At 56.5% G+C, this 23722-nt stretch carries 26 protein-coding genes; 8 read left to right on the forward strand and 18 right to left on the reverse strand.

Going from position 1 to position 23722, the window contains the following annotated elements; all coding sequences use genetic code 11:
• Positions 1 to 667 precede the first annotated feature (667 nt).
• A complete protein-coding gene (locus AVCG78_RS25430; protein WP_087730417.1) occupies positions 668 to 1099 on the forward strand; it encodes a hypothetical protein in 432 nt (143 codons plus the stop codon).
• A 137-nt stretch (positions 1100 to 1236) separates the two neighbouring features.
• On the opposite strand, the gene AVCG78_RS25435 is transcribed toward AVCG78_RS25430, so the two are convergent.
• The 13 genes from AVCG78_RS25435 to AVCG78_RS25495 form a co-directional block, all read right to left on the reverse strand.
• Positions 1237 to 1554, reverse strand: coding sequence for an Acb2/Tad1 domain-containing protein (locus AVCG78_RS25435; RefSeq protein WP_071206413.1), 318 nt, complete (start codon positions 1552 to 1554; stop codon positions 1237 to 1239).
• Between the two features lie 38 nt (positions 1555 to 1592).
• Positions 1593 to 2363, reverse strand: a complete 771-nt coding sequence (locus AVCG78_RS25440; RefSeq protein ID WP_139191545.1) for a hypothetical protein — start codon at positions 2361 to 2363, stop codon at positions 1593 to 1595.
• Between the two features lie 105 nt (positions 2364 to 2468).
• Complete coding sequence (locus AVCG78_RS25445) at positions 2469 to 3479, reverse strand: IS30 family transposase (RefSeq protein WP_156620490.1); 1011 nt, start codon at positions 3477 to 3479, stop codon at positions 2469 to 2471.
• A 199-nt stretch (positions 3480 to 3678) separates the two neighbouring features.
• On the reverse strand, positions 3679 to 4458 hold the full coding sequence (locus tag AVCG78_RS25450; RefSeq protein ID WP_234618203.1) for a transporter substrate-binding domain-containing protein: 780 nt from the start codon (positions 4456 to 4458) through the stop codon (positions 3679 to 3681).
• Between the two features lie 83 nt (positions 4459 to 4541).
• On the reverse strand, positions 4542 to 5687 hold the full coding sequence (gene alr, locus AVCG78_RS25455) for an alanine racemase (protein ID WP_071205409.1): 1146 nt from the start codon (positions 5685 to 5687) through the stop codon (positions 4542 to 4544).
• 8 nt (positions 5688 to 5695) lie between these two features.
• Complete coding sequence (locus tag AVCG78_RS25460) at positions 5696 to 6454, reverse strand: ABC transporter permease (RefSeq protein WP_071205410.1); 759 nt, start codon at positions 6452 to 6454, stop codon at positions 5696 to 5698.
• Positions 6455 to 6463: 9 nt separating this feature from the next.
• Positions 6464 to 7150, reverse strand: a complete 687-nt coding sequence (locus AVCG78_RS25465; protein WP_156601695.1) for an ABC transporter permease — start codon at positions 7148 to 7150, stop codon at positions 6464 to 6466.
• Complete coding sequence (locus AVCG78_RS25470) at positions 7147 to 7956, reverse strand: ABC transporter ATP-binding protein (protein WP_071205412.1); 810 nt, start codon at positions 7954 to 7956, stop codon at positions 7147 to 7149. The genes AVCG78_RS25465 and AVCG78_RS25470 overlap by 4 nt, the downstream gene beginning before the upstream one ends.
• A gap of 94 nt (positions 7957 to 8050) precedes the next feature.
• Positions 8051 to 8953 carry a helix-turn-helix transcriptional regulator gene (locus tag AVCG78_RS25475; RefSeq protein WP_071205413.1) on the reverse strand — a complete coding sequence of 301 codons (903 nt, stop codon included), beginning with the start codon at positions 8951 to 8953 and terminating at the stop codon, positions 8051 to 8053.
• Complete coding sequence (locus AVCG78_RS25480) at positions 8940 to 9110, reverse strand: hypothetical protein (RefSeq protein WP_156556151.1); 171 nt, start codon at positions 9108 to 9110, stop codon at positions 8940 to 8942. The genes AVCG78_RS25475 and AVCG78_RS25480 overlap by 14 nt, the downstream gene beginning before the upstream one ends.
• A 308-nt stretch (positions 9111 to 9418) precedes the next feature.
• Positions 9419 to 10603 (reverse strand): MFS transporter, encoded by a 1185-nt coding sequence (locus tag AVCG78_RS25485; RefSeq protein ID WP_081355446.1) that lies wholly within the window; start codon positions 10601 to 10603, stop codon positions 9419 to 9421.
• Positions 10604 to 10711: 108 nt separating this feature from the next.
• Entirely contained in the window at positions 10712 to 11590 is an 879-nt protein-coding gene (locus AVCG78_RS25490; protein WP_071205415.1) for an AraC family transcriptional regulator, read from the reverse strand.
• A gap of 258 nt (positions 11591 to 11848) precedes the next feature.
• Complete coding sequence (locus tag AVCG78_RS25495) at positions 11849 to 12067, reverse strand: hypothetical protein (protein WP_234665167.1); 219 nt, start codon at positions 12065 to 12067, stop codon at positions 11849 to 11851.
• A gap of 48 nt (positions 12068 to 12115) precedes the next feature.
• Here AVCG78_RS25495 and AVCG78_RS25500 point away from each other — a divergent pair, with 48 nt between their 5' ends.
• Positions 12116 to 12853 (forward strand): class I SAM-dependent methyltransferase, encoded by a 738-nt coding sequence (locus AVCG78_RS25500; protein WP_234891518.1) that lies wholly within the window; start codon positions 12116 to 12118, stop codon positions 12851 to 12853.
• 201 nt (positions 12854 to 13054) lie between these two features.
• Complete coding sequence (gene traR, locus AVCG78_RS25505; RefSeq protein WP_071205417.1) at positions 13055 to 13759, forward strand: autoinducer-binding transcriptional regulator TraR; 705 nt, start codon at positions 13055 to 13057, stop codon at positions 13757 to 13759.
• 233 nt (positions 13760 to 13992) lie between these two features.
• Here the strand turns inward: traR and AVCG78_RS25510 are convergent, their stop codons facing one another.
• From AVCG78_RS25510 to traA, 4 genes are read right to left on the reverse strand one after another with little or no spacing between them, the layout of a single operon-like run.
• On the reverse strand, positions 13993 to 14643 hold the full coding sequence (locus tag AVCG78_RS25510; RefSeq protein ID WP_071205418.1) for a TraH family protein: 651 nt from the start codon (positions 14641 to 14643) through the stop codon (positions 13993 to 13995).
• An 11-nt stretch (positions 14644 to 14654) separates the two neighbouring features.
• On the reverse strand, positions 14655 to 15890 hold the full coding sequence (locus AVCG78_RS25515) for a conjugal transfer protein TraB (protein WP_234636843.1): 1236 nt from the start codon (positions 15888 to 15890) through the stop codon (positions 14655 to 14657).
• Positions 15811 to 16341: a conjugative transfer signal peptidase TraF gene (gene traF / locus AVCG78_RS25520; RefSeq protein ID WP_071205420.1), complete on the reverse strand. Its 531-nt coding sequence runs from the start codon at positions 16339 to 16341 to the stop codon at positions 15811 to 15813. Before traF ends, AVCG78_RS25515 begins: the two co-directional genes overlap by 80 nt.
• Positions 16338 to 19640, reverse strand: a complete 3303-nt coding sequence (gene traA, locus AVCG78_RS25525) for a Ti-type conjugative transfer relaxase TraA (RefSeq protein WP_071205421.1) — start codon at positions 19638 to 19640, stop codon at positions 16338 to 16340. The genes traF and traA overlap by 4 nt, the downstream gene beginning before the upstream one ends.
• A 248-nt stretch (positions 19641 to 19888) precedes the next feature.
• Between traA and traC the strand changes: the two genes are divergently transcribed.
• From traC to traG, 3 genes are read left to right on the forward strand one after another with little or no spacing between them, the layout of a single operon-like run.
• Positions 19889 to 20185 (forward strand): conjugal transfer protein TraC, encoded by a 297-nt coding sequence (traC, locus tag AVCG78_RS25530; protein WP_071205422.1) that lies wholly within the window; start codon positions 19889 to 19891, stop codon positions 20183 to 20185.
• A gap of 4 nt (positions 20186 to 20189) precedes the next feature.
• Complete coding sequence (traD, locus tag AVCG78_RS25535) at positions 20190 to 20405, forward strand: type IV conjugative transfer system coupling protein TraD (RefSeq protein ID WP_071205423.1); 216 nt, start codon at positions 20190 to 20192, stop codon at positions 20403 to 20405.
• Positions 20392 to 22359, forward strand: coding sequence for a Ti-type conjugative transfer system protein TraG (gene traG, locus AVCG78_RS25540; protein WP_071585024.1), 1968 nt, complete (start codon positions 20392 to 20394; stop codon positions 22357 to 22359). The genes traD and traG overlap by 14 nt, the downstream gene beginning before the upstream one ends.
• Before the next feature lie 282 nt (positions 22360 to 22641).
• Here the strand turns inward: traG and AVCG78_RS25550 are convergent, their stop codons facing one another.
• Positions 22642 to 22851, reverse strand: coding sequence for a hypothetical protein (locus AVCG78_RS25550; protein ID WP_071205425.1), 210 nt, complete (start codon positions 22849 to 22851; stop codon positions 22642 to 22644).
• An 83-nt stretch (positions 22852 to 22934) separates the two neighbouring features.
• Between AVCG78_RS25550 and AVCG78_RS25555 the strand changes: the two genes are divergently transcribed.
• Together AVCG78_RS25555 and AVCG78_RS25560 are read left to right on the forward strand one after the other, a co-directional pair.
• Positions 22935 to 23225, forward strand: a complete 291-nt coding sequence (locus AVCG78_RS25555) for a hypothetical protein (protein WP_071205426.1) — start codon at positions 22935 to 22937, stop codon at positions 23223 to 23225.
• A complete protein-coding gene (locus AVCG78_RS25560; protein ID WP_071205427.1) occupies positions 23210 to 23467 on the forward strand; it encodes a WGR domain-containing protein in 258 nt (85 codons plus the stop codon). Before AVCG78_RS25555 ends, AVCG78_RS25560 begins: the two co-directional genes overlap by 16 nt.
• Positions 23468 to 23722 lie beyond the last annotated feature (255 nt).

The following is a 23722-nucleotide window of genomic DNA, read 5'->3' on the forward strand; positions in this document are numbered from 1 at the left end:
TGAAATCGAAGGTGAGGATTTTTGGGCGGCACCCTGCCCCGCTCCACTCAACAAACATCCCCTGAAACCGCCCAACCCCGACAGCCGTATTTATCCGCAACGAGCCAGCTTGGACGCCTACCCTCGATGACTATCTTGTAGATGTGCTTAACGAAAAGCATAGCAGACGCCGGTCGAGCATCTGTTGATCGCATACAGCGTGGTCGAGTGACGGCGACCGAGACTTAGAGGCGGACTTTTGAGTTCGCCTTTCTTTTTGGCTTTTTCTAAAAATCCAGGAACCACGAGCGCCGGAGCCATGGCTTTCCAAATATGCCGTGTCCAAGGGTGCGCTCCGGAAAACCATGGAGCGCCATAAACCGAGCCGGACATCCGTGGATTTCCACGGAAAGCCATGGTTTCAAGCCGCAGAAGGACGAATCCTCACGCCGGAAGAGATTCCGATCTTCAATCCGGTCCGTCTCTCTTCTTAGTTATTAGTGTTTATAAGATGTATTTATATAGAAGAGAGACGGACCGGAACGTGACAGGATTGTGTCCTGCGGCGAGAAGCGTGCCGTACAGCGCCTGCCCTATCCAGATGTGATGCCTACCCGAGACATTCTATGTTGTGTTCATCGAAAGCGAACGAACTTTCGAAAGTGTCAACAACGTGGAGACAATCGCAATGGCAAAGCAGTCCATCAAGTCATCGGCCGGCACGTCCAACGAGAACCAGGCAGCCTACATATTCGCCGACGCACTCAAGGCGCACAGCGATGACGACGCCAAGGCGTTTGCGTTGAAGATCGCCGCCGAGTTCGATGCCAGGGTTCAGTTTGAGATCAGCAGGGCATCGAACGGATCGGCTGATATGCCCAAGGTGAAGAAGCTCAACGGCTACCGCGCCAAGCTCGCCCTGCCCTCGCTTGCAAAGGTGATGATGGAGCTCGGCAAAGGTCCGGAGTTCATCAACACCCGGCTCGGCAAGGAAGACAGCGGCGACCGGTTCAACATTTATGCGATCGACAAGGCGATTGACTTCGTGCGTGCGCTCTTCACGTCCGGCGCCGCGCTCAAGCCACGCTTTGAATTCCTCCGGCATTCCGACCCTGTTTGAGCAGATGCCGATCAGGAAGCCCTCATACGGCCCCGAGGCAAGCCGATGTATCTTCGTCTTGTTGCCCAACGGATGGGTCGAGCCAGAATAAGCACGCGAGTCGGCAGCCATAACGCCATCGCGGTAGACGACAACGCTCATGCGATGTCCTCTGGCAGCAGAATGCGCTTTGGTTGGAAGACGGCGCGGTTGAGCCACATGAACGCCTCCTGGACGCTGCGGCGCGCCAGTTGCACCATGGCCTGATCGATATCCTGGCCGTCGCGGTTGCGAACGTGCCGGTCGATCTGGCGAAGCACACGCTCTTCGAGTTCCTTATTTTCGTTCACCAGGTCGACATTCTCGTCGCTCTGCTCTTGGTAGCCCTTCACGGGCAGGCCAGCATGGGTGACGGTCGTGGCTTCGATCTTGGCTGAATTGATCGTGAAGTTGCCGGCGAGTGGAAGACCTTCCAATGGAAACCCCCTGCGAAAAAGGCTCACATGATAAGGTTTTAGAGAGCAACGTCGTAATAAATAAGCGGCACTTTGGGACATCCGCTCACGGATTTGAGCTGTTCGGCCGGCAGCGGTTGCCGGGCAACAAGACCAATACCGAGCGTGTTTTGAATTGGAAGTGGATGCTCTATTGCCAGCACATCTTGACCGTATCGGTTATCAAGCGCCACTTCGTGGATCGGCAAATCAGCCTCTAAAACGAAGTCAATGAGCGCCTCAATCTGATCCGGCTGGATTTTACTTCCACAGGTAATGCGAAGGGCGTCTTTTTCGCGTTCTGGGTCAAAGTTCGGGGCTTTTGACGCGGTGACATGCTCATTTACCAGGAGCGCTACCAATGGCCCAGCCGCCTGATCCCCTGTGGTCACCAAAATTCTCGTGCCGCTCAATATGCGAGCGCGTCTATTTTTATCAGAAGGCGCAGGGACGTTCAGATACACGGCCCACGGCTCAGGCCAGTAAAATGCAAACGCGGAAACTGTAAAAGCGACAAAACAGCAGAAGGCGAGTGCTACAACGTAAAACATAACAAAGCCTGGAAGGGTCACTGCATCACTCTTTGCGGACGTCACAAGCCTTGAAAAGGCGAAGAGAAGAAACATGGCGCAAATCGTGCCGCCAATCAAAACTCCACTCACCTTGCTATATTCCGGACCAAGGACTCTCATTACAATGGCCGCAGCCGCTGCGATGCCTGTAACCCCTATGGCGTATTTCAGAGCGGGCAGCCTCTTTGTGGCGTCGCGCAAGATCAACATTGGATCCATGTTCTTTACCCCAATCGCTTGGAGGAACATTTCACAATTACAATCAAATTAAAATGCCGCTCTGGTGTGAGTTCACGCCGAAGTGCGACCTGCGTGGCTTTCAAGCTAGCTGGCATGTCGCATCTGCGCGAGCAGTTTCTTGCGGAAGACCTCAGCCGGCGTTCGGTAGCCGAGGCATTTACGCGGTGTCTGATTAAGCCGATTGCAGATCTCCATCAGATCGGCGGCGGCTACGGACAAGGGATCGACGTCTCTCGAAAGCCATTTTCGCGCTCGCCGGTTGGTATTTTCGACCGTTCCTTTTTGCCAGGGCGATTGTGGGTCACAAAACCATGTTTGCGTGCCTATGCCTGCCTGAAGGTACGGCCAGTCAGTGAATTCGGTGCCTCGGTCGAATGTCAACGATCGGCGGGCGAGGTGAGGGAGGCTCTTCAGCGCCTGGATGATGCCATCCATGACCGGGCGGGACTGGCGATCATTGTTGCGCAACAAGATCGTAAAGCGGCTCACCCGCTCAACAAGCGATGTCACATTCGCCTTGCCGAACTTCTTGCGGAACTGGATCAGATCGCATTCCCAATGCCCGAACTGCTTGCGTTCAGCAACGACATCCGGCCGGTGCAGAATGTTGAGTTCCGGACTAAAGCGTTGACTGTGCTCACGTCTTGCATGTCGTGGTCGCCGTCTGGCTCGATGCTCCGGCAGGTGACGCCACAGCTTGATGGCATGACCGTCGGCCGAGTATGCGAACTTGTAGATTGTCTCGTGACTGACAAAGATCGGATGCTGTTCCAGCCGCATGCGACCGGCGATTTGCTGGGGCGACCAACCATGCATGATCCGGTCGATCACGGACTGCCTCACATTCGCAAAGCGCGCCAGCTTCCGCAGCTTGGCCCGCCGTTCGCAAGCCATGTCATGCGCCGTGACGCAGTAATAGCCATTGAGGTCCGGGACCACCTCATCGATAAACGTATTCCGCTTGATTTCACGAAAGATCGTCGAGCGATGACGACCGAGTGTCTCGGCGATCATCTCAATACTCTGGCCCGCCATACGCCAGCGAGCGATCTTACGACGTTCGTCCAAGTCGATATGGGAGTAGGTGCGTTTCATTGCGCTTTCCTTGCAAACGATAAACCTTTGTTATCTATTGCAAGTCGCACTTCATCCTTGAACCCACCCTGGTTACACACAAAAGTTAGATAAGATATATTATGGAATTTATTTTGGCAGTTATTATGGGGGTATGTGCAATGGGAATCTCCGTAGCCATCGTCGAACTCAAACAACCTACGCCTGCATCCGGGAAATATCACTCTGACACCAGATCCGCCCCAAACCACTTCAAGCTGAGCGCTTTCAGTGTGCCGTCAACCTTTAGAGATTTGATCGCGGCATTGAATCGCTCAATCAATTCCTTGTCCTGCTTCCGCAATCCGATCCCGACACCGGGCCCAAACACACCACCAGAAATTTGTGGGCCATAAAGGGTCATGGCATCGCCCTCTTTCGTTCCCAGAAAACTCTTCCAGACCGAGTAATCCGCCAAGCCCGCATCAATCCGCCCGGCAATCAGGTCAAGATTGAGACTATCCTGCTTGTCATAGATGCGGACATTGACGGCCTCCCCCAGATAGTCGCGGACAAAGGATTCGGCATTTGTAGAGCCCTGGACCCCTATGATTTTCCCTTGAAGATTGGCCTTCATGACCTTCAAAGACTGGCTATCTTTCACTCCCATCGATGAGAGTGAAAGACGTGCTGTGCCGTCCATCTCTGGAAGCTTAAGCGCCTTTGCGACGACAAAATAGTTGGAGGTAAGGGCATAAGGCTCCGAAAATCCGATGACGGCTTTTCGCTTATCGGTGATCGACATGCCGGCCATGATTGCATCGACTTTGCCAACCGTCAGCGCGGGAATGATGCCATCCCATGCTTGGGTGACAAATTCGCATCTAAGTTTGGCGCGCTCGCAGATCGCCTTGCCGGCATCGACATCAAATCCTATGGCATTTCCGGATGGATCAACTGAGTTCCAGGGTGGAAACGCGCCTTCGGTGGCAATCTTGATCAGTCGCTGTTCATCAGCCATAGCCGGTCCGGCGATTGTAAGGATAGAAAGCAATATGAGTGGCAATCTGCATATATTCATTTTTTGTTCCCTTTTTTGTTGGTTCAGAGATAGCGTCTGGGGACGTGGTCCCGTAGATCGGCATAGAGGCCGACAGCATCTGTGCCCCAGATGGCGCAGACTTCGTCGTGAGTGATCATCTCCGGTCCCTGTCGACCGAGAAGAATGACCTCGTCTCCCGTTCTGGCGTTCGGGATACCGGTCAGATCAATGCGAATATGTTCAAGATGTGCCGGCGCCAGCAGTCGGGCACGCCTGCCGTGAACCAGACCAACAGCGCCTTCTGGAATATGCCGGGGCAAACCGTCTCCCCAGCCCATACCAATAACGCCGAGGGTCATATCCGTCTTGTATCCTGGGATTTCCGGCACTGGCCCAAGGGATGGGTCGAGGCGCTTGACACAAACGAGGCTCGTGGAAATAGTTTTAAGGGCTGGACGCAACTCGACTGCGCGCGCGCGCAACGAAGGGCCGCCGATCCCCACGAACAGCGCTCCTGGATCAACAGCGTCGAAATCCATTTCTGGATGGTTCAAGACACCGTCGGTGCTTGACATCATCACAACCGGCGGACGGATTCCCAGATTATCAAGATCAGTGATAATGCCGACCAAGCGCTCATGTTGCGCGTCGGCGTCGGTGGGTTGCACCGTCGGGAGCTCACTCATGTGAGCGTACATGCCCTCAACTCGGACAGTGGGATCTGCCATTGCCGCGGCGACCAGCTTCCTGGCACCCGCAGGTGTGACCCCGGCCCGAAAAAACCCGAGATCCAGTTTGATGAACACCCGCAGGGTGTTAACGACAGCAGACCATTGTTGGAGTTCATCGAGGCTCGATACACTGACGATGAGATCAAGGCTTTCCACCATGGCGGCCCCCACAGGTGTGACGCCGGGATATAGAAGGATCGGGTTCGAGACCCCCGCGCGACGGATGGCAAGAGCATCCAGCATGGAGGCAACCGCGAAGCCATCAATGTTCTCACAGGCCAGGGCCGCAGCGACCGGACCGGCGCCACAGCCATAGGCATTGCGTTTCAGGCAGGCAAAGACCTTGACATGGGCGGACAAATGTCCGCGCAGCTGACGATAATTATGCCGGATTGCGCCGAGATCAATATCATACCAGCTGCCGCGCAAAGCGGCCTCGCTCACCCCATAAAGTGGATCATTCGATGTAGGGAACATACGACCGTTCATTGTGACGCCCTTTCTTTCGTCGAGAGTGGGGGTGTTACGTTGGTCAGTGCTTTGTATTCATTCACCTCAGAACTACGCTTTTCCTGGTTGGCCAGATGTCGCTCCAAGCGAGCAAAAATGTGAACTAGAACCAGGGTCAGTCCAAGATAGACCAGGGCCGCCGACACAAAGACTTCGTATGGCGAAAAGGTTTGGGCGACGAGCTTTCGGGCCGTTCCGGTCAACTCCATGAGCGTGATCGTGCTGGCGAGAGAACTTGCCTTCAGCATCAGAACGACCTCATTTCCATAAGCCGGGAAGGATAGACGCAAGGCATTGGGAAAGATGATCCGCCTCATGCGCAACAGGGCCGGCATGCCGAGCGCCTTTGCCGCTTCCACTTCTCCTTGCGGAGCAGCACGAATTCCACCCGCCAAGATTTCGGTCGCGTAGGCCGCGTGGTTGAGTGAAAAGGCGATGAGGGCGCAGCCATAGGGGTCGCGCAAGACAATCCAGGCCGGGCTCGCTCGAAGCCAGCCGATCTGGCTCGCACCATAGTAAATCAGGAAAAGCTGGACCAGCAGTGGCGTGCCCCGAAACAGGAAAGTGAAGAACTGAACGGGCGCGGAGACGACCAATGACGGAGATGCACGCAGCAAGGACAAAGGCACAGCAATCAGAAATCCGGCCACAACGGCCGTGACCGTCAATTCTGCTGTCAGCAATGCGCCACCAAGCAGATGCGGCAGAACCTCAAGGATCAGAGTGATGTTCATGATGATTTCCTATCGGCCCAGACCACTGCTTGCTCGCCGCTCGAGCAGCGTCAAAACCACCAAAGATACTGAGGTGAACAGCAGATAGAGGCAGGCGGCAACCAGATAGAACCTGAGAGGATCGTGGGTCACTCCAGCCGCGACACCAGTCTTGCGCATGAGATCCTCCAGCCCGACCACAGATATGAGTGCCGTGTCCTTGAGCAAGGTGAGCCACAGATTGCCAAGACCCGGCAAAGCGTAGCGCCACATCTGCGGCAGGACGATCAAATGCCAGAGAGCAAAGCGAGACAGACCAAGGGCGCAAGCGGCCTCGATTTGTCCCCGTGGCACAGCGAGGATCGCGGCTCTGAACACTTCAGTCGCATAGGCACCGAACACGATGGTCAGGGCAAACACGCCGGCTGCAAACGCACTGACCTCGACATAGCGCCCGAACATCGCCGTCAGGGCAACAGTTCCCCCGAAATACAAAATGAGAATGATCAGGAGTTCGGGAATGCCCCTGATGATTGTCGTGTAGGCTTGCGCCAGACGACGGAGCAGCGGCAAGCGGCTGCACTTTGCTGCTGCCCCGGACAGGCCGACGAAGATCCCCACAGGGAGGGTTGTTAATGCTGTTTGAAGCGTCGTGGCGGCACCTGCCGCGATTTGCGCTCCAAATCCTTGCAGGCCAAGCTCTTGCAGAGATATCATCGGGTGGTCCTCCCGAACTGCGCGGATAGGAATTGCCGCAACCACGGCGATACCGGTCGTTCGAATATGGCTTCAGGCGCCCCTTCCTCTTCGATCCGCCCCTGATGGAGGAAGAAAATGCGGTTGGAGACCTGACGCGCAAACGCGAGTTCATGGGTGACGATCAGCATGGTTCGCCCTTCATCGGCAAGCGACCGAATGACATTCAGAACCTCGCCAACCAGTTCGGGATCGAGAGCCGATGTCGGCTCATCGAACAGGAGAATGTCGGGCTCCATCGCCAACGCCCGGGCGATGGCGACCCGCTGCTGTTGACCACCGGACAGATGCACAGGATAAGCATGGCGCTTATCCGCCAGGCCAACTTTCGACAGGAGGTCTTCAGCCCGAGCACATGCCATTTTCTTCGGGATCTTGCGCACGTAAACCGGCGCCTCGATCAGGTTTTCAAGAACTGTCTTATGAGGCCAGAGATTGAAGGTCTGGAACACCATGCCAAGGCGGGCACGCAGGACATTGATTTCCGACTGGGCAGCCCGTCCCCGGCGCAGGCGAATATGCTGGCCGCCAATCCAGATGTCGCCACCGCTCGGTTCCTCGAGAAAATTGAGGCATCTGAGTAAGGTGCTTTTTCCTGATCCGCTGGATCCAAGGATTGAAATCACCTCACCGCGCGAAGCACTCAACGAGATCCCCTTTAGCACCTCGAGCGGACCGAACTGCTTTTTCAGATCCTTGACGCGCAATGCTGTCTGATCAGAGGGATGTGGCAGTTGCAGACGGGATGAGACGGCTTCGAATTCCATGATGACATCCTTGCGAAAGATATCACCATGATTGCCCGCTCATTCGCGTGGCGCTTGCAGGAAATTGATCTGGCAACGGGATCTGATCACGAAATTACCCGAACGCCCTGTCGGACCATGCGGCTCGATAGTCGAGCGGCGTAGTTCCGACTTCTTTTCTGAAGACATTGGCAAAATGGCTTGCACTCGAGAAACCGCAGGACAGGGCAATCTCGGTGATCGAAAGAGCTGTCTCGCGCAAGTATTGTTTCGCACGCTCTATTCTGCGCTGAATGATGTAGCGATATGGTGGCAAGCCGAAGGTCTGCTTGAAGGCCCGGCAAAGATGGGGAATGCTGAGCCCGGCCAGATCCGCCAACTGCTGGAGAGAAAGGCCATCGTCCAACTCATCGTCGATCTTCTGGGCCACACGGTTGAGGGTGGCAGATGAAAGCCCGCCCTGGCGCCGCGTGGGTAGACTGCTTTGCCTTCGCATCAATTGCGTGAAGATCGTCGCCACATAGCTTTCGACGAGAAGATTGCTTAGTGGACCCTTCTCCCGAATTTCCGAGCCGATCCCGCGCATTGCATTCGTGACAATGGGATCTTCAAAGCCAAGATCGGGCGAAAAGGAAAGGCAGGACACGGTGCGTGATTGCGCAGGTGCAAACAGATCCGTGAGCTTTGCGGGATCGACGCCGAGAGACAGATAGGCGGCATTGGACGCCCCCGTTTCCCAGCCCCGCCAGATACTGCCAGCTGGAACGAAGAGGATTGCGCCCGGTTTTCTGCGCACGAAATCAGTTCTGCGGTTGTCCAGAAAATGCTCGCCCCGCTCCGAATGTCCCTGAAGATTGAGAAGAACAAGATGCCGGTCAGCGATAAACGCTGTCTCTTCCCGGTCAAGGCCCGTCCTGCGCACCAGATCGGCGCGCATATGGTGCCAGGATTTCGACTGATGGGATAAGGTACGGCAGGGTCCGCGTTTCAAGGTCGGGTGCAAATCAGACGCCATCATGCGCCTCGGCCCCGTTCATCAATGGCAACGATATCGCCCAGGCGCGTACCACATTCACATAATGCGGAGATGATGGATGGGATGCGGACTTCTGGCGATCATAGGCAACCACTTCTGAATGGTGCGTATCATAATGCTGAACGGCTTGGTGTCCCATCGGTTGCTCCCCATCAAGAGAGTTTGTCGCGGTCCGTCCCCGCGATAGACTCACTTAACCTCCGAATGATCGGGGAGTTGGAAACTGTCCGTGACAGCCCTGTGGCCTTTAGTTCCGGGGAATCTGGACATACGCCACAGGCTCCCCGACCCGAAAGGTCAGAGAGTTCGATGCTGAATCGACCAGCATCAGTCGCACGGAGGGGTTTCCACGCCCCAAGGCAGCACGTACTGCCTCACGTCACAAGATAAATGAGATGACAGCGCTTCGCCAGTCTGCGCTGGCGAAAAACACATCGGAACTTCGCATCAGTGGCTTTTGCGCTGAACCGGCAGGCTTGCCAGAGCGCTCACGCTCAATGCGACAAGGCCTGAAAACATCAAAAACATGGTTGAGGGTTCGAGATCATCCGATGTCAGAGAGACTATCGCAACCAGAAGCAGGCTCACGGCAACGGCGATGGAATGGATGGTGCCTTTGGCCCGGCCGAGCTCGTCTTGCGCAACGCAAGCCTGCAGCGCTACCTCGACGGACACCCTGCCAAGATTATAGAAGGCCCCCAGCATGGCGAAGACGAGCAGGTTCCAGGAAAAAGCAACGTAGGCCGTGGCTGCAAACAGGCTGGCCATGACGACAAGGACGATCAGATGCAGGCTCGAGAGCTTGATGAACCGCATCACCGGGATCAGCATGAGAACCCCGAGGATAGAACCGGCTGACCATGCACTTTCCAGATGCCCAAAATCCATGGCACCTCGCAGATGTTCCTCCCACACAAAACTGGGCCCAACCACGCTCACCAAAATACCGCCGGCGTTCAAAAGGGCATAGATGACGGCAAGCCGCCGCAAGGCGTCATTTAGCACCAATGATATGTCTCTCGATACGACCTCTCGCCACAGAGTTCGCCTTTCATTGTGCACCAGGCCACCGCAGGCAGCCGAAATGCAAAAGCATCCAGCAATGGCGAACAATGTGGTCCGAGGGGAACACGCCTGCAGCAGGAAACCGATGATGGCTGCGGAAGCGAGGCTTCCAATCTGCAGGATGACGAACACAATCGAATTGATTCTTGCCAGCGATCGGTCGGCTCTCAACGATGGAATCATAGACTGTGTCGCCGTGAGGGACAGCCTGTCGCAGCCCGAGAACACAATGGTCGACAACCACAGCATCCAAGGCAGATCAGCGACCATAATCATGGCTGCAATCAGCAGTGCAGCAAACAGTCGGGTGATGTCGGCGATCGTTGACAGGTTGCGGCGATCATATCGGTCGGACAGCCATCCGGCGATCGGACTTGTCACCAGCTCTGTCAAGCTGGAGACAGCAAAAAACACCGCAACGGATGTCGTGCCGTGACCCGAGGCAACGAGAAGCCACGAGCACGCGAAATTATAGCTGTTGCGGCCGAAGGACATAAAGAAAATTGCGACGAGAAAAAAGATTTGAGACGCCCGTCCCGTGTCTGCTGCAAGGCATCGTCGAAACATCGGGCACCTTCATCGATGGTCAAAGGCCATGATGGAGGGCTAACATGTCGCACGCTTTCATAATCGTGCCTAGATATCATGATCGTGCCATAAACAAGCGGAAAGGCTTCAACTGCGCCATCCGCGACGATATTCCAGCGGACTGACGCCGAAGGTGCGCCGGAAGGCATAGGTGAAGTGGCTCGAACTTGCGAAACCGCATTCCAAAGCAATCTCTGTGGCTGAGAGTTCAGTGCCGTTCAACAGTGCAAGGGCCTGTTTCAGTCTATATTCCGCCAGATAACTATGCGGTGTTTTCCCGGTCGACTGTTTGAAGGCGCGAAAGAAGTGGCGCCGGCTGACGCCTGCCACTGTTGCCATTTCCAGAAGGGTGGGGGGCTTTGTAAGCCGTTCCTCGATAAATGCCAGAACGCGCTTCAGATCAAAGGAAGACAGTCCGCCCTTGGTGGGCTTCAATCCCGCACCATTTATCCGCAGGATCTGCACAAAAAGCTGGATGATCTGGCTCTCGACCATCACGAGGCTGATCGGATCCGGGTTTTTCAGCTCCGCTGAGATCCGGTGCAGGCAGGCTTCGACAGTGTTGTCGCGAAAGCCGATCGCAGGTTTTAATCCAGGGATCCAATGCGAGCCGACTGTCTGCTCAATAAAACCAGTGTTGATGGAAACGAACAAGTAGGATCCAGCCGCGTCGCCCTCGTCCCAGCCTCTCCATTCGTGATGAGCCGGAATGAAAATCACCGATCCTGGCCGGCGCGGTGTGAAGGCGACCGGGCGCCCCTCGACAAAATCCTCGCCGATGCGCGCCTCGCCGTGCAGGTTGATCAGCAAGCAGTGATGCTTCAGTGCAACTTTCGTTTCCTGCCGCTTGAAGCCCGTTCTTCTGACAAGGTCGGCGCGAACGATGCCCCAATCGACATACTGATGAACCAGCTTTCGGTGGTCGCAACGACGGGCCTCATCTGGGCGAAAATCACAGGTCTTCATCAAACAGGGCAATCCTCCCACATGAAAAACCGCCAATCATCACTTTTATAGGTCGATTCAGGCCTCCTGAACAACCGCCGCGGATCCACGCTGGTCCGATCGTGGCACTTTCATGACAAAACGGCATGCCGATGAAAGCACAGCGTGAAATACCGACTTAGGACAAGTTGACGCCGCCCATATTCAGTCACCCTCCGGCATTTATCTCTTTCCAGATCTTTTGGGTTTCGTCGCGTTGATCCCCTATTTGTTAAAGGTTTAGAAATGCAGGATTTCAGTAGTTTCCTTCAAGAATGTGATCAAGGTCCACGATTGAACCGGTTGGCCGGGTTCTTTGACGAAACCGCATCCGGTAGCAGAGGCATGCCTGTTCGACGCCCCGTTGCCGATATGCGTCTTCTGCCGACCGACCCGCTGCTTTACCGGCTCGTCGAGCTTCATTCCCGCCGGCAGGGATTTTTCGACAAACACTACCACGGCAGCATTCCTTACCGGCTGGAAGAGGAATGCCGGATCGCCTATGCAATGCTTCGCTATAGCCAGTCGAGCCCGAGAAACGTCTCGTTCTACAGCCTGGGAACAGCGGAAGGCACGATGGCACGGACATTATCGGAACTCAGTTGCGGAAAGATCCGATCGCTCTCCTGCAGTCCCAACGAAGATAATTACAAATGCTTCATGGCGTTTGGCGATCCGCCGCATGCCAGTTTCTTCCTTGGCCCGTTCCATCGTCTTTCGAAAGACTATCTTAGGTCTGAGCGCCATCTCGAAGAATTCTCAGACGGATTCGACTTCATCCTCGAGGACACCACGTTTCAGATGTACTCACCCAACCGGGCCAAACAGGTTGAATTCGTTGCCCACCATCTCAAGTCCGATGGTATCCTTCTTTTTCTGGAAAAATTTCGCACAGCCGATCAGAATGACTACAAAGCACGCGAAGCGCAGAAGGATTTTGGTTTCAAAGCACATTATTTTGGTGCTGAAGAAATCGCCCGAAAAGCCGAGACTGTACTGACAGCCATGCATGGCAACGAGGTCACCCTGGCGGAGATGGCACGCGCCGTATACGCCCATTTCCAGCACTGTATCGTTACCTGGAGCTGCGGAAACTTCTACGGTCTTGCCGCCAGCAATAGTGCGGACAATCTGTCGCGTTATCTGGGTTTCATGCCCGAGCCCGCAATTCCCACGGAATATATCTACCAGCCGGTCCCGTTTACCGACTTGGCTCGATGCGTTGGCGCAACCCAAAGCCCATAAAGACCGAACACCCATGCTATCGGGAGACCAAGGCCTATCCCAGGTATATCCTGCCGCTCAATATGATAGCCATAATAGAGAGCCCAAAGTCTCGACTTATTTCCGCAAAATTTAATTTTAGATCCGCCTTTTCCAAGTCGATCCTGATCATCGACGGCGGGCGTGACTTATTTCAGCCCACAATTGAATATGGAGTAGCAGATGCAGCATTGGCTGGACCGGCTAACCGATCTCAGTGCAATACAAGGTGACGAGAGCACTTTTAGACAAGCCCTTGGGCATCTTGCTGGCCAAGCTGGTTTCGGCGGTTATGCCTATCTTCATATCCAACCGGGCCATACATTGGCGATCTCCAACTATCATCCAGAATGGCGATCGATCTATTTCAAGCGAAAATTTATCACCGTTGATCCGGTGGTGAAACGTGCGAAATCTTTAAAAAAGGCCTTCGTCTGGAGCGGTGAACAAGGCGGTATCCATCTTTCCAAAGCCGAGCGTGCTTTCTATGCTCAGGCTGCCGACTTCGGCATCCGCTCTGGCATCACCATTCCGGTGAAAGCCGCCAATGGGTCGATTTCAATCTTCACCCTGGCGTCAGAGAAAACGGCGGTCGACCTCCAAGGCGATATCGACACAGTGGCGGCCTCGGCAGCTGTCGGACAACTGCATGCTCGCCTATCGCTCTTGCCAGTCACCCCCAGCGCGCAGCACCCTGCCTGGCTCGACCCCAAGGAAGCCACCTATCTCAGATGGATCGCCGTCGGCAAAACCATGGAGGAAGTGGCCGATCTCGAAGGGGTCAAATACAACTCCGTAAAAAGCAAACTCGAAGAAGCCAGGAAGCGCCTTGAGATCCACACCATGTCTCATCTCGTCGCATTGGCCATCCGTGCAAAACTCATCTGAAAACTGATTTCAATTGATTAATATGTTTCGGATGCCGCCGAGCAAGCCTATCAGCGTAGATGGTGGCGTTTTGCAACTTGCGATGTTCAGCAGCGCTCTTCCGGTCGCCCTTCAGTATGAAGTCGCATCAGCATACCCCTTATTGTCAAGGATGAAGAGGTATCTATCCTTGGCATTTTCGCTCGCTGGGGAGACGTTGCCGAGAACATTTTGGAAGATCGGCGCCGTCAAGCCTAATTGGGATCGCCTGCTAAGCCGTTGTATTGCGAACGAGCACCAATACCTGAAAGGTCAATCCGAATGCCTGCGCTGTTTGGGTCGTCTGTATCATTGCCAGCCGGTGCTGTCGTATGGTTGATTTCATTCTCATCCTCTCTACGGGTGGAACCTTTTCCGTCTTGCTCGAGCTCATCAATCTTCCCGTCCACGGGATCCTCTGCCCGAAACACCGCCACCCCCTCGAAATAACCCGTCTGCCAAGCCATGATGGCATCGTCGAGTACCTCTGGCAGCACATCTTTGTTGGTTGGATTGCCATACCATTTGGTGACGATCCGGTAGACCTTGGCAAACAGCGCCGTGCCCATGCGGATGTTCGTACATGCATCGACGAGGTCGGGCTTCAGTTGCCCGGCCTCCAGGATGCCGAGGCCAGCGGGATATTGAGTGATCCCAACCCGCACGGTGTTTCGACCGAGGTTGTTACGGATCAACGCCAGGGCATCATCCGGTGTCGCGGGCTTAGGTACCAGAATGACTCGGCTCCCAGAGCGGACCGTCACAGCGAGTGGATCCTGAGACCCTGCCCGTTCGATGAACTGCTCGACGATTGCGGGTTTTAGAGCAGGATCGGCGCATTGCTGGATAAGGGCAGCATCGACCATCGGGAAATATCCTATGTGTTGAACGCCACGATGACGGGCACGCCGAACAGCCTGCCCCAGGCAGTCACGCTCGCCTTCTGGATGGCAACGATCGAGGTGCCGACAGTCCACCATCCATTGCCCGTGGCGACAATGACGGCAGGGGAGAGGATCATCGATTGCAGGACCGGCCAAAGGATAAGCTGCTCATAGCAGATCAAAGGCGCGATCTTCTGGCCGTCGATATCGACGGTCGGATTTCGTAAAAGGTCAGCGCGAGCCCCGCCACCCTGCCCTGTCCAATGGAGCCACGGCTGCCACATGGAGACCGGGACCGGCATGCGCTCTCGATAGAGAACACGGGCGTCGCTGGCAGAGATAGCCACCATGACGTTGTCATAACCGGCCGCATCGATGACCGCTGCACCGGCGATCACGGTGACGCTGGATCCCTGCAAGCCATCCTGCCAAAGACGCGCCACGGTCGGCGTCCAAAAGCCGAGCGCACTCTCCGGCAAAACGACGAAACGAGCCTTCTCGCCCGCCATCGCACGTGCGGTTACGATCAGACTGCGTTGGTAGGTGAGCGAGCTGTCACGACCGAGTTTTTGCCCGAGCGCGAGATCGACCCCTTTCCATCTGTCTGGTACCTTGAGCTGCGTCCAGTTCGTGGCGGACCAGGCGTATAGTCCCACCAGGGCAGCGACCCCGATTTTCCACCTTCGACCGGTCATGACGACCAACAGGATCGCGGTTGCGCAGAGACCAAACCATCCCCATCCTGGAAACAGGATGCCGGCCGCGGTCAATGGATGCGCCCAGCCAATGATTCCAAATGGCGGCAGAGCCATCAGCACCATGGCCACCACATAACGTACCGCCCGTAACCTTTCTGTTTGCTTTGCCCAGAGGACGGCATGCACGACAACGAAAGCAAGCGAGGCAACCGCCCAAAGTAGCAGGCCGGGCCAAAGATCAGCGGCGTAGAAATTGGCGACGCCCTGGGGCAAGCCGCGGGAAGCGGCGAGGAAGTAACCAGCTGAGACGGCAGCAGCGACCAAACGTGACGGCGATTGCGCCCAGAGTAGCGGGAACAGCATCACGACCGGCAAGGTCATGATGTTTCCACTCCAGCCGACCGTCCCAGCCACGATCGACAGCCCGACCAGGACCGGTCCGCGCCAGCTGTCAGGGATCAAACGTGAGGATCGGCTTGGCAAGCCCGAGGAGCCCGCTATCGGGGATCGGTCCAAAATATCGTGAGTCATAGGAGCTCTCAAAGGATGAGTGGAAAAACAGGTATCCTCGCGGCACGACACCACCGGAATACGGGACGATCGCCCGCCGTTGCCCATCACTTTTTCGGAGGCGGGATGCGCCGAGCGGCACGCCATCGACTTCGATCGTTTCGCCAATGGCGACGTGCTGGCCGGGGAGTGCTGCAACAGTCTTGATGAGCGGTGCAAAGCCGCTGGCACACAGTCCGCGCCGGAGATAACCACGGTGCCATGCCTCCTCGAACTGCGGCGTGGGCGGAGGGCAGATGAACACGAGATCTCCGACCGCGACGTCGCTATAAAGCGCCTCGATACGCCACAGCCCGAGCGGCTCGCTTGGCGTCAGGTTCAGCCGATAGCCGCCAATCCACCCGGTCGCGACAAGACTGGAGATGACCACGCCGACACCCGCCAGAGACAAGAGTAGCTGCCGCCGTGTCATTGCTTGAGCACCGAGGTCTGGCTCTGGATGAGACGCAATTCCTCCGACTGCTTCAGCGACTGGACGGTGCGTTCGTGGGCCGCAAGCTGTTGGGCTGCGCGCATCACCGGCCAGGCTTGCTTCAGACGCTCCTTCTGCTCTGGCTCCATTCCGTTTGAGAGCGTGTCGAAAATCTTGCCGGACGGTTCGCGCGCGGCATTTGTCAGCAGCGTGCGTTCCCCGAATCGCTGGGTGACGGCCTGGTTGAACCCGTCGATTTCCAGCTTGGTTTCACGATTGCTGAGCGCATTTGCCATGGCTGCTGGCAGGTCGTTACGGTCAATCGCATAGCGCACGCGCTCCAGCACCACATGTGCCGCCGGCGACAACGCTGGAATGTCGATCGATATGCGCTGGCGCAATACCTGCTCGTCAGCCTTCAGCCGCTGCACGGCAGTCTCGCGCATCCTCAGATAGTGCTCAAGATCGCGCTTCAGGGCGGGGACGTTCAGTTCTGCGACGCGACGGTGCTCGCGGTCGGCCTTACTGGCGAGAATGCCGGTCTTACCCCTGAGCGGTCCGATCGACACCGGGGCGGTCGTCAGCGTCTGAAGCGCCAATTTGGCCGTTTCCTTATCCGCCAGAACCGCATCGAAGTTCATCGCCCGGAAGGCGGTCTCGGGATCGGCAAAGACGTAAGAAAAGCGGGTCGAGACCTCCTCCCATTGTTGTCTGAGGGCTGGATCAGTGTCGAGCTTATGCTCCACCGTATCGGCAACGGAACCGGAAAATGTCTTGATGCCTGCGACCATGGGCGCGGCCTCCTTGATTGTTTGGGTTTTCGGGGGATGGTGCAGACCGAGACGCTCTGCAAAGCTTGCAAGGCGCTGGCCAAGATCGACTAGTTTCGTCTTCTGGCGCAGCGTCCAGTCGAGTTGGTCGCGGACAAGTGTGCGGGCCACCTGGACGATGTTGAGCCCGCGGCTTTCCGCAAACCGCAGCGCCTCGCGGTAAAGCTTTCCGCGCTCGTAATCGAGCGTGGTCTCCTTGGCATTCTTGCGGGAGAGTACCTTGGCCAGGCCGCCGTTGAAGGCGAAGGACCGGCGTCCGTAGTAAAGCTGCAAATCCTCGCGATGGCGGGTCATCGCCACATAGGTCAGATGCCGGTCGAGGGAAAGGCTTGCCAACACCTTCACGCGGTCGACGGTCGCGCCTTGCGATTTATGGATCGTCGTGGCGTAACCATGATCGAGATTGCTGTAGAAGCGTTGCTCGACGATGACCTGCCGGCGCTCATCACCTTCTCCGATGATAGCAACGATCCTGTTCGGTGCGGCCTCAATGACCTGAGCGATCATGCCGTTCTTGACGCCAAGCGAGGTCTCATTCTTCAGGAATACGATCTGGTCGCCCACGTCGAACTGCCTGACACCGTCAGCCGTTTTGAAGACATGGCCCTCGCCGACAATGCCGCGTTCAACGAGTTTTTCGCGGGCCATGACGTTGAGCATGCGCACGTCACGGCGCAGATGCGCGAGGATCAACGTTGTCTTCGTCTGATCGTAATCGTGGTTCCAGTCACCGATCAGACGCTCGACCGCCTCGGCCTTGAGGCGCGTTCCCGTGATCCTGACATTGGCATCATAGGCGGTCAGCGCCTTTTCCACATTGCCCCGGGCCAGATCGAGGGACGCCTTGCGCATCCAGTCCTCGCGCTGGCGATAGATTGTCTCGAGTTCGGCATAACCTATGCGGTCGACGAGGGCGCGGAAGGCAGCCCCCGCCTCGATCGGCTGGAGCTGTTCGGGATCGCCGACCAGAACGATCTTGGCGCCTGCCCTGACGACGGCATCGACAAAGCCGGCCATCTGTTTTGAGGCGACCATACCTGCTTCGTCCATGACGAAGACGGTTCTGTCATCGAGAACGTCACGACCACGGTTCCAGCGCAGTTCCCATGACGCGAGCGTCCGGCTCTGGATCCCGGCTTCCTTCTCCAGACCCTCCGCCGCCTTGCCGGCAAGCGCACCGCCGACGACACGGTATCCGGCCAGTTCCCACGCCTCGCGGGCAGCCTTCATCATCGTGGTCTTGCCAGCGCCGGCGCGTCCAACCACGGCCGCGATCCGGGAGGGTCTGGCGATCAGCTCGATTGCGGTTTTCTGCTCGTCCGACAGACGCTCATGCCGCCGGAACGTTGCGTTCAGAGCAGCATCGGAGACATCATGACCGTACCGGTTCGACAGCCATAACGCCTGCCGCACCATCGTCGCTTCCAGCCGGATCATCGCCCGGGTCGAATAACGGGCTGGCACCTTTTCTCCGGTCGCGAACTCGATCGTGTCACGCTGCAAACGCAAGACTTCCGGGTTCTGGATGATGCGTAACATCAGTTGCTGGAAAACAGCCGGGTCATCGACATAGCGATGCAGAACCTTGGCGACATCGCGTTCATCGAAAACACTCCTTTCCCGCGTGATCATATCGAGCACGATGCCCGGTTTACGAAGAATACGGCGGGCGTTATCGCGGCGAAGCTGCTCATTAAGCTCGATCCGCTCGAGTTCTGGACGCAAAGCCTTACTCTTGGCTTTACGCTCGATCGCTTTGGTGCCAACGCCGAGATGAATGGTCGGCTCCAGATCGATACCCTGCTTCTCATAGGAGCGGCCATCGACACGAAGATCGAAACCCCTGAGCGCCAGGTGATGGTTGAGCCGCTCAAACCAACCATCACGCAGGGCGTTGAAATCTTCGGTCGAACCGGCCCAGAGTTCGTAGACGATCTTACCAGATTTCGTGCGGACAGGCTGGCCATCCTCACCAATGACTGCAACCTTCTTTGCCCCAAACCCATCTTCGGAGAGCGGCCGCAATGTCGTCATCAGGTGGATGTGCGGATTTCCAGGATTGTCATGATAGACCCAATCGGCCACCATGCCCTTGGCAAGGATGTGCTTTTCCACGAAGTCGCGTACCAGTGCGATGTTCTGCTCGGCCGTCAGCTCCAGCGGAAGTGCGATTGTCAGGTCTCGCGCGAGCTGGGCATCGGAGCGCTTCTCGAAGGCCTCGACCTTGTTCCAGAAGGCTTCGACCGCTCCCGATACAGAGCGATCGGCGATAAGGGAGCGGACCCAATTCGGGGCATCGGCTGGCAGAACAAATTCCTGATGCAGCAGGCCCTGTTTGCGTGTGTAATCGATCGTGCGCGCCTCTCGCTCATATTCCATTTTCGCGCAATGCCGGTAGGCCGCAGACAGCACGGCACTGCGGCCGTCGCCGCGGCTGATGATGCTGGCTGAGAAATGGGCGATGGCCACCGCGTAAAACACTCCCGGTTCGAATCTCGTTCGTCGGGGGCGACGAGCCCACTACGGCCCCGCCAGGGCGGAAAGCAACCACGTCGCATCAGCGACGTATAATTGCGCCCTTGGAGCCATTCCTACGGAACGGCGGGATCATTCACGAAAGCATCGCCCTTGGCGATCTGCAGATCTGCAGATTCCGTTTGTCGCGCATCCGGGAGAAAGTTGGCGTCGCAACAGCAACGCCAGGGAGAGCAACCGGAATGAAAAAGCCATCGTCGAAGATCAGGGAAGAAATCGCCAGATTGCAGGACCAGCTGAGAGCAGCCGAAACACGCGAGGCCGAACGCATCGGCCGGATCGCGCTGAAGGCCGGGATTGGGGAGATCGAGATTGACGAGGCAGAGCTTCAGGCGGCTTTCGAGGAAATTGCACGACGGTTTCGCGGAGGCAAAGGACCTGCGACCGGAAAAGAAAATGGGCGTGGTGAAAAGCCAAGTCACAACACACACCCCTCGGTCGCGTCTGGCACGGATGCGAGCAGCACTGGTGAGGCTTGATCGGATGGCGAAGGGGATGACGACAGAAGCGCGCAAAAAGGACACGCGCGAAAAGATCGAGTTCGGTGGCCTGATCGTCAAAGCGGGCTTGCGCTATGAGAAGCGGGCGCTGCTGCTCGGTCTTCTGATCGATGCGAGCAAAAGGATCAAGGACAATGAGACGGAGCGATCGCGCCTGACGTCCATCGGCGTGGAGGCGTTTGGCAATGACAGCGAATAGGCTTTTGCTGTTCGTTCTGCTGGCGGCAATCATGCTTGCCGCGTTGGTAATGACATCCGGAATGGAACATCGGCTGGCGGAGTTCGGCTCCTCGACCCAGGCGAAGCTGATGCTAGGACGAACTGGCCTTGCCCTCCCCTACATCGCCGTCGCCGCAATTGGTGCCATTGCATTGTTTGCGGCAAATGGATCAGCCGACATCAAGACGGTGGGTGTGAGCGTCCTTGCCGCAAACAGTGCGGCGATCGTTATCGCGATGATACGCGAGACGATCCGCCTGACCGGCATCGCTAGCAGCGTACCGGCAGGGCAATCGGTTCTCACCTATGCCGATCCAGCGACAGCGGTCGGTGCGGGCGTCGCCTTCATCAGCGCAATGTTTGCGTTGCGCGTTACGATCAAGGGAAATGCCGCTTTTGCTCAAACCGGACCTAAGCGGATCGGCGGAAAGCGAGCGGTGCATGGCGAAGCCGACTGGATGAAGTTGCAGGAGGCGGCAAAGCTCTTTCCCGAACCCGGCGGCATCGTTATTGGCGAGCGATATAGAGTCGACAAGGACAGCGTGGCCACCATGCCTTTTCGGGCCGATGAGCCACAGAGCTGGGGTGCGGGCGGCAAGTCGCAGCTGCTCTGCTTCGATGGGTCGTTTGGCTCCTCGCACGGCATCGTTTTTGCAGGCTCCGGCGGTTTCAAGACGACGTCGGTGACGATCCCAACAGCGCTCAAATGGGGTGGCGGGCTGGTTGTGCTTGATCCGTCAAGCGAGGTTGCACCGATGGTCGTTGATCACAGGCGCAAGGCTGGCCGGAAGGTGATTGTGCTGGATCCCACCCTTCAGGGAGTGGGCTTCAACGCGCTCGACTGGATCGGCCGTCACGGCAATACGAAGGAAGAAGATATTGTCGCCGTGGCCACCTGGATCATGACCGACAATGCGCGCACCGCATCCGTCCGCGACGACTTCTTTCGCGCCTCGGCCATGCAGCTTTTGACCGCACTCATCGCCGACGTTTGTCTGTCCGGCCACACCGACGCGAAGAACCAGACACTACGCCGTGTCCGGGCCAATCTCTCCGAACCGGAGCCCAAGCTGCGGGGACGTTTGACCGAGATTTATGAACAGTCGGAATCCGACTTCGTGAAAGAGAACGTCGCTGTCTTCGTCAACATGACGCCGGAGACGTTTTCCGGTGTCTACGCGAACGCGGTGAAGGAGACACACTGGCTGTCCTATCCGCACTATGCTGGCCTCGTATCTGGTGACAGTTTTTCGACCGACGATCTAGCCAACGGTGGAACGGATATCTTCATTGCACTCGATTTGAAGGTGCTGGAAGCCCATCCAGGCCTGGCACGAGTCGTCATCGGCGCGCTGCTCAACGCCATTTACAATCGCAACGGTGATGTGAAGGGACGCACGCTCTTCCTGCTCGATGAGGTCGCCCGGCTCGGATACCTGCGTATCCTAGAAACCGCACGCGATGCCGGGCGCAAATACGGCATCACGCTGACGCTGATCTTCCAGTCGCTGGGCCAGATGCGCGAGGCTTATGGGGGTCGGGACGCGACGTCCAAATGGTTCGAGTCCGCATCCTGGATATCATTTGCGGCGATCAACGATCCTGATACCGCAGATTATATCTCGAAACGTTGTGGTGACACCACGGTTGAGGTCGACCAAACCAATCGCTCTTCCGGCATGAAGGGATCGTCACGGTCGCGATCAAAACAGCTCAGCCGCCGGCCACTGATCCTGCCGCATGAGCTGCTGCGCATGCGCAGCGACGAGCAAATCGTCTTTACTGCTGGCAATGCGCCGCTACGCTGCGGGCGCGCCATCTGGTTTCGACGTGAAGACATGAAAGCCTGCGTTGGAGAGAATAGGTTCCACCACCCCCATACGACAACAACGGCCATTACCGCACCCAAAGTGACGAAGTCGGATGAAGACTGACGTGGTACGCTCCTGTCAACAGGGCGATCCATACCTATCCGTTTTGTCCACATTGGGCGCGGCTACGTTTCTTTGCAACCAGTCGAGGCCGCTTCGACGTCGAGGTGTTTCGGCTCGGCTGTTGGCATCCAGCCTCGTGTATATCCGCAGCCCATTGCAACCGCCGCCAGCCGCAACTGTTCATGAAGATGGCGACAATCTTTGAGTAAAGTCCGGATGGCGGCCGTCGCGTCTCCATCGTGCCAAGCGATGAGGTGAGCCGCCTCATCATGAACCTGGGGTTCAATTGGTTTTGTTTGCATGGCCCGCCCCGATGTTGAGAGTGAGTTGCTGGCCACCGTATTTCCTTACCATATATGTCGGAGGACGACGTATCATGGCCTCTGCCTTGCGTTGCATTTCCAAGCGTTGAGCCATGTGGACCTCACGGGCAGCTCGTATCTTGGATATTTCCTGCCTGGCGTTTTGAATTGCAATGTCGGCTGTGTTCATGGTGGTCTCCGATCAATGTTCACTTTATGTTCTCATCATCGATAGAGAACGTCAAGCCTCAACACGACATATCGAAGATCCTCATGGCATCTGCGACCGTGCATCTTATCAAGAGATTCCGGGACACCGCGCGTTTGGTGCCATCTTCGATGGATGATCTTGCACCCACAAAAGAGCACATTGGCCGTCATTGCGAATTTGCCCGCGGGATCGCGCTGCAACCCGAATGGGGCAACATCACCTCGCCCATTTCGGTATTGTCCAACAGCGGCGGTTCATCACGGCTTCGAATCAATCAAGCCGTATCGATTCTGAAAAGTCGTTGGACGCAGCTCCAAGAGGAAACAACAATGCGGTCATGGAAAAAGACGTGAAAGACCTGGTTCATCTTCACCGTATTGACACGAAGCAGAACATGCGACGTTTCTACTTGCTTGCAATCCAGCCAACACTGTTTGGTGGCGCATCAGTCATTCGCAACTGGGGCCGGATCGGCTCAGGCGGCCAGACAATGATTGAAACCTTCGATCGCCAGGAAGATGCGAATTTGGCCGTTTCCCACCTCGAGCGCGCAAAGAAACGACGGGGTTATTCCGAGGTCAATCGCACTGAATAGCTGCCTCTTATTGTAGTGGCGCGCAATAAATGAGAATGAAATCACATTCGTTGCGATGAATGCACATGATTGATTTCGAGTATCATGCTCATTGATCCTCGAACCTACTCCGGCAGGGGTGTGCAGCTTTTGATGGCACTGATGAGTCAGGATGCTTGGGTTTTGGCCTGTTGCTCAACAAAAAGCGACGGTTTAAAGCGAATTGCTGCAAAAACACAACCAGACAAAAATCTACAACCGAGACCTTGACCTTTT

Origin of the sequence: Gillisella vitis (genome assembly GCF_021559775.1) — a bacterium.
Lineage (GTDB): Bacteria > Pseudomonadota > Alphaproteobacteria > Rhizobiales > Rhizobiaceae > Allorhizobium > Allorhizobium ampelinum.